Here is a 6,950-nt window from a genome sequence, read left to right as displayed (position 1 = left end):
AACCCTCCGTTCTGTTCTTTATCACAGCGTTGTAGAATGCAGTTCCTGATACTCCTCCGTTACGATGCGATTATGCTCGTCCATAATGACGACATGCGGACGATACGTGCGGGCTGCCGATTCCTCCATCATTGCATAAGAAATAATAATAACCCGGTCGCCCGGCTGCACCAGTCTGGCAGCAGCGCCATTTAAGCAAACCATTCCCGAGCCGCTTGGGCCGGATATGACATACGTCTCCAGCCTGGCCCCGTTATTAATATTGACAACCTGCACCTTCTCGTTCTCCAGAATGTTCGATGCATCCAAAATATCCTGATCGATGGTTATACTTCCTACGTAATTCAAATTGGCCTCCGTCACGACAGCCCGATGAATTTTGGACTTATGCATCTCTCTAAACATGAATACACTCACTCTCCTTGTAGGGTGGTCTTTGGAAAAACTAAACTTTGCAAACTTCTTATAACTAGCGTTATTTTCCAAATATTCTTTTTCAGGAACATTCAGAGTGCAAATAAACCTACATTGTTTTTCCAGCCTTAACGAAAAAGAACAAGTAGGAGCAGGCAACCAAGACAAGTTCAACAATATTCGGCAGCAAATTCGCGCCAATACCGCTGTTCATACGGAATTAGGCAAGTTCAAGCATATGTGTGGGGCAAGCTGAATGGGTGATCTTATGCGATGTTAATGGTAAGGGGCTTGTTGACTGGCAGACTTATGCTTTTTGTGCATCTTACTGATTGAGCAAACTGATGCCCTTTGTGGATTCTTGCTAATTACGGCAAGCTCATGCTTTGGTGGATTCTTACTGACTAGGCCAAGCTTATAGCCTTTTGTGAATTCTTGCTGACCAGGAAGCTCATGTGATTGGACGAGGTTATGCTTATTAGGCAGGTTTTTGCTATTATGCAGGTTCCAGTTGATTGAAAATTGTGACAGTAGAAACAAACGTGGCTTGTACATCACAGCTGCCCATCATACCGGCGATTAGGGCTGTGTTGGGGGAAATCATACCTTGTAATCAGGTATAGCGGTAACGAATTAAAGTGTCGTAGCGAAATAAACACTTTTCTCATGAATAGGAAATTTATTGAAACCTACCCTTATAGTAGTGCGAAACCTTCACTTGCGATAGGGAGACAATCTTACAATAAAGGGGGAAATTCTTTTACTTTTTTTTGAATAGATCTACCAGAAATTAAGAGCCCTATGCAAAAAAGCATTTCCGCTCTTGCTTGAAAACAGCAGTTTGACGAGCAAAAACAGATTAAAAATCGAAACTTTGTAACGAAGGGATTGGCGGCAATAGTGGAGTGCTTTTTTGCGGTCGTAACGGTTCAAATAACTGAGCGTATAATATTTGCTTGCAATGCCGTTATCGATGTAGGAGAGCTGTGTCGCTTTATTACTGACGGTATCGGACTGTGCCACTAAATCCCGGAGATGCTCGCGTACTTTGATGGACTTGAAGCTAAGTCCCTCGATTTTTTTATAGACTTCCTCGTTGAGATGAATTGTATCGGGATCAAGCTGCCAGCGGTCGCAGAAAAAGTAGAGACTATCGGGAGACTCTTGGTAGACGGAATGAGGTTTGGTTTGCAGGGCAATTCTGTATTTATCGAAAAAACGGATCAGATAGGTTGTATCTTCCCCCAGATAAAAGTGTTCGTTGATCAAGCCAACTTCGTCCAACAGCTCCCGGCGAAATACCATCGTGTTCAGTTGAAAAAAATTGCGCGTATGCGACAAAAATGCCTCGAACAAGCCTTTTTCAAAAACAATCGTTTCGCCGTCATTCCATGTTTCGAACGTTGTTCGCATTGAATTCAGCAGATACCGCTCTACCTTATTCTCAAAGTTGTAGGAGGTAATATCGCCGTGTCGTTCTACCCACAGCGCAAAGCTGATATCCGCCTTCGTCAGCGCATGCGTGCTCATGCTGTCCGTCAAATGACAGGGATACCATTCGTCATCGGAATCAAGGAACGCCAAATAATCGCCTTGCGCCTCCAGCATCCCCGTGTTTCGCGCACCGCCCGGTCCCTTTTCCCGTTCATTGCGGACATAGCGGATCCGCGCATCTTTGCGCATCCACTCGCGGATCACCTCTTCCGTATGATCCATGCTTCGGTCATCAACGACGATCAGCTCCCAATTGGCGTAGGACTGCCGCAAGATGGACTCAATTGCGCCGGAAATGATCTGAGCCCGATTGTACGTTGGCATCACAATGCTTATCAGCTGCTCCATTCGCTTCACTCCAATCGTTACAAAATAAATGGCGTAAACCATCGTCAGTGTAAATGTGGAAGCTGGAAGCCGTCAAGTCCAAAACGCACGCAGCGAACTAAGCGAACCCTGCTTATTAGTCAAAAAGTCCTGATTCAATGAAAGACATGCAGCCAGCTTCTTACTCAACCTTCGCAACGCAAAAGCAAAAGACCTCTCTTCATTTACACAGGCAGAGCGCCACAGGTCGCCTTGAAGCCATTTTTTGCTTTCCAAGGCTCCTATTCATTTTCTTCTTTAGTCCATATCAATCTTAAATTTATTTGTCCAAGAATTGGAGAGGATGTGTAATCCTACGATTGTACCAAATAATCGATACGCGGGAAACCAAGCGATAGCTCAGGGCAGTTTCTAAGCGATAAAAGACAGTTCCCTATTCGCTGCGGCTGCGAAGTACAATATTCATGTCTCTAGTACGCCAGACGATTTTTACTCAGGCTCTGGGTTAAACTGAAGAAAGACTGGTGAAACCCCGCGCGGGTTCTTAAAGATCTCGCCTCCAAAAAAAGGCGCTTAACTGGGACTTTCGCAGTTGCTGTTAGCCAGCGCAAAAAATGGTTGGTACTAGAGAAGCAGATAAGGAGAACTACGCACCAAGGCTGGTTTCGAAACTGTTAACCCAATCGCCGCTGACAGATAGCCAACTCTTGTCTCAAGACAAAAACACCTCCAAAATGGGCACCCACATCTTACGACATGGGAGCTTTCTTTTGAAGGTGCTTTTATTTGACTCAACGCTATGGAGTCAGTCCTTATTGCTGTGTTCCATCTATAGGTTTATTCTCACAAGCTGCCGAGCCAAAAGAGCAGCAATAGTCGGTTACACTATGAATTTTCACCTTGAACGAGGAATGGGCAGGAACAGAAAACGTTCCCCGGCCGTTAATTTCTCGCCACAAAGTCTCTCCGGAGAGAAGGAACTTCATCTCACCGGAAATGACATCGATGACCTCCATCGAATTCGTATGGAATTCATATTCCCCGGGAAGCATGATGCCAAGCGTGATTTTACTGCCGTCATGAAGCCATGCGGTACGACTCGTTACCCGGCCGTCAAAATAAATGTTGGCTGCCTTCTCAACTGTTACATTTCTCCACTCCTGCGTCACACTTCCCGCTCCCCTCACAGAACCGCTGCTTGCTCTTTATTTCAATTGTTCCTTCACATGCTTCACTACGTTTTCAACGGTGTAGCCATATTCAGCCATAACCTTATCGCCAGGCGCGGATGCCCCAAAGGTATCAATGCCGATGATCGAGCCTTGCTCGCCCACATAACGTTCCCAACCGAATGGATGCGCCATTTCCACAGCGACGCGAGCTTTGACCTCAGGCAAAATAACCGAGTCTTTATAAGCCTTGTCTTGCTTATCGAACAGATCCCAGCTTGGCAAGCTGATGACGCGTACATGAATGCCTTCTTCTGCAAGAGCCGCTTGAGCCTTCACAGCCAGCTGTACTTCAGAGCCTGTCGCGATAATTTGCGCCACTGGCTTGCCGTCCTTCGCATCAGATACGACATAGCCGCCGCGTTGGATGCCTTCACGAGCAAGCTCAGCACTCTTCTCCAGAATAGGCAGGTTCTGACGAGTCAGGACAAGTGCTACAGGGTTTTCCTTGTTCTCCAGCGCGTATGCCCAAGCAGCGGAGGTCTCATTACCGTCAGCCGGACGGATTACAGTCAGACCTGGAATGATACGCAAGGAAGCTAATTGTTCGATCGGTTCATGCGTTGGTCCGTCTTCCCCAACCGCAATGCTGTCATGAGTCAGTACGTAAGTTACCGGCAATTTCATCAAAGCTGCCAGACGTACAGCAGGACGGAGATAATCCGTAAATACGAAGAAAGTACCGCCAAATACTTTCAATCCGCTATGCAGCATAATCCCGTTCATCGCCGCTGCCATGCCGAACTCGCGTACGCCGAAATACAAATTGCGTCCGCCACGGGTATCCGGTGTATACATATCAATGCCGTCCAGGTGAGTCATCGTCGAGCTCTCAAGGTCAGCGGAGCCGCCAAGCAGTTGCGGTACACGGTTTACAAGTCCATTCAGGGCTTTACCGGAAGCAACGCGTGTAGAAATCGCTTTGTCCTCAGCGTTATATTTAGGAAGGTCAGCATCCCAGCCCTCAGGCAGGTCTCCAGCTACAGCCTTTTCAAATTGAGCTGCCAGCTCAGGATATTGCGCCTTGTATTTAGCAAAAGCTGCATCCCATGCTTTATTAGCTTCAATTCCATGCTCCTTCACTTTGGCGAAATGCTCGCGCACCTCTTCAGGAACATAGAAGTCCTCTTCATATACCCATTTATAAAATTCCTTAGTCAGCTTCGCTTCTTCAGTACCAAGCGGGGAACCGTGCGTACCGCCGTGACCGCCTTTACCCTGCTTGTTCGGGCTGCCATAGCCGATGACCGTCTTCACTTCGATCAGGGTAGGGCGCTCCGTATCAGCCTTCGCTTCTTCAATCGCTGCTGCCAGCGCATCAAGATCGTTGCCGTCTTTAACGAGCAGCGTCTGCCAGCCATAAGCCTCAAAGCGTTGTCTTACATTCTCGGAGAAGCTAAGATTCAATTTGCCATCCAGCGAAATATCGTTGGAATCGTACAGGAAGATCAGTTTCCCCAGCTTCAAATGGCCTGCCAGAGAAGCAGACTCACTAGCTACGCCTTCCATTAAGTCGCCGTCGCCACAGATGCCGTAAGTATAATGATCGATAACTTTGAAATCATCCTTGTTGTAGGTTGCAGCCAATTGAGTCTCAGCCATTGCCATGCCGACAGCCATCGAGATCCCTTGACCAAGCGGTCCGGTTGTAGCATCAACACCAGCTGTATGCCCCCATTCCGGGTGACCAGGCGTCTTGCTTCCCCATTGGCGGAATTGCTTAAGATCCTCAAGAGATAGATCATATCCGCTCAAATGAAGCAAGCTATAGAGCAGCATGGAGCCGTGACCTGCGGACAGCACAAAGCGGTCGCGGTTCACCCAAGTCGGGTTTTCCGGGTTATGATTCATCGTCTTCGCGAACAATTGATACCCCATTGGCGCGGAGCCCATTGGCATCCCCGGATGACCGGATTTCGCTTTTTCGATCGCATCGATCGCAAGCGTACGGATCGTCGTAATCGACAGATTTTCAATCGTATTGTTGTTGTCTGACACTGGCATTTTGTTTCCTCCTTAGTTAATGAAGAGATATAACTGACAGTTGGACGTACCTTTTCTCACAAAACATTCAATTTGAAAAAATCATTTTGACTTTATTCATTATATCACTTCAAGTATACCTTTTCCATACCATTATTGCCATTCCTGGAGCTGGGAATTACGCAAACCGCGCAGGAACGAAAACCTGTGTTTCACAAAGCTTCCCCGCATACAAATCAAACTAACTTTGTCCCGTATGTACCCGGCTAGCATTAAGTTCAAGCTCCCGCTATTTAATTAATTATGTTGCTCAAAGAGAAACCGTCTCCATATCAATGCGAGATCAATATGAGGAAAAGAGTAACTACAACACAACGATGCAGATCACCGCTCCCTCGAACTCCCGGATGTTTGGATCGATCAGTTTGAGTTCACCACAGGCATAATACGTATGCCCCTGCTCTGGAGTAAAGCTCCTATTGCTGTGGTCAAATCAACTGCTGGGTCCTACTTAATGGGCTTCGTTCGGGTGGGTGACTGCCGGACCGCGAGGCCGATACGCATCATTCTGATACAAATGTGGCCGTGACCCCTCTCTGGCTACGATCCTGCCCCGCAAATCAAAATCTAACGAAACTACCAATCGTTATTTTACGCAAAAAGCGCCCCTGCTAATTTTAACGAAACTGGGTATCGCTATTCGCTCAAAAATAAGGCCAAACCGTTGATTTTTGCTCCAATAGCGATATGGTGTTTCGTTAGATTTATTTTGCCCCCATTTTAAGCAATATAACGTTTCACAGTTTCGTTAGCGGATTTGCCCAGACGTCAGACAATACAATATACACTCGATACACTCGGTGATGACTGCTTGTCTCCCAATCTTACAGTCGCAATGTCTTACTGTTTTAAGCAAACTCCACACAGTAGGGACCAGTATCTCTACTGCTCCTTTGTTTACAGCAAAGTACTTCCTAACTCCTGACGTAACAGTTTCAGTATTTCCGAACGCAGGCATCTGAAGCTGAAGCCCTCGTGGTCGGGCTTTATCGATCGGTCAATAATGACTGATCGAGCGAGAAAAAAACAATACGCTCCTCCAACGGGCACTTTTGACCATTAGAAGCAGTAATTACGCTTTTCCGCAGCATATTCTCCTTGTAGTGGACATCGTTGTCCGTTAGAGGAACTGTCTGCCAAACCTATCAACGCTAACGGTCAATTATGTCCATGTGCCTAGTGATAGGCTAAATGCAAAAGGGAGGTCCCCAAGTCGGAAAATCGGCTTGGAGACCTCCCTGTCCGCTGCGGCGAGCATCCAGCCGCAGCGCTAGCGCTTGCCGCGCCGCTTGGCTGCAAGCAGCCGGCCAAGCGCGTCCCCCGCTGGCGCGGCTTCGCCTGCGCCAGCCTGCGGCCCCCCGGCCTCCTCCTGCGGAGGAGAGGCCGGGGCTTCCGCCCGCGGCGCCGGGCGCGCGGGCTCTTGCCCGCCCCGCTTCGCGTGGG

The 6,950-nt window shown here is 47.9% G+C and carries 4 protein-coding genes; all 4 read right to left on the bottom strand.

The features are described from left to right. Positions 1-21 precede the first annotated feature (21 nt). Positions 22-405, bottom strand: coding sequence for an aspartate 1-decarboxylase (gene panD, locus DMN77_RS11290; RefSeq protein ID WP_068780032.1), 384 nt, complete (start codon positions 403-405; stop codon positions 22-24). A 789-nt stretch (positions 406-1,194) separates the two neighbouring features. Next, complete coding sequence (locus tag DMN77_RS11285) at positions 1,195-2,256, bottom strand: glycosyltransferase family 2 protein (protein WP_179015005.1); 1,062 nt, start codon at positions 2,254-2,256, stop codon at positions 1,195-1,197. Positions 2,257-3,047: 791 nt separating this feature from the next. Further along, positions 3,048-3,404 (bottom strand): pyrimidine/purine nucleoside phosphorylase, encoded by a 357-nt coding sequence (ppnP, locus tag DMN77_RS11280; protein ID WP_068780030.1) that lies wholly within the window; start codon positions 3,402-3,404, stop codon positions 3,048-3,050. Positions 3,405-3,440: 36 nt separating this feature from the next. Next, positions 3,441-5,468 carry a transketolase gene (gene tkt / locus DMN77_RS11275; protein ID WP_179015004.1) on the bottom strand — a complete coding sequence of 676 codons (2,028 nt, stop codon included), beginning with the start codon at positions 5,466-5,468 and terminating at the stop codon, positions 3,441-3,443. Positions 5,469-6,950: the final 1,482 nt, after the last annotated feature.

The sequence above is a fragment of the Paenibacillus sp. 79R4 genome (assembly GCF_013393165.1).
Classification (GTDB): Bacteria; Bacillota; Bacilli; order Paenibacillales; family Paenibacillaceae; genus Fontibacillus.
This window is presented reverse-complemented; position numbering and strand designations above follow the sequence as displayed.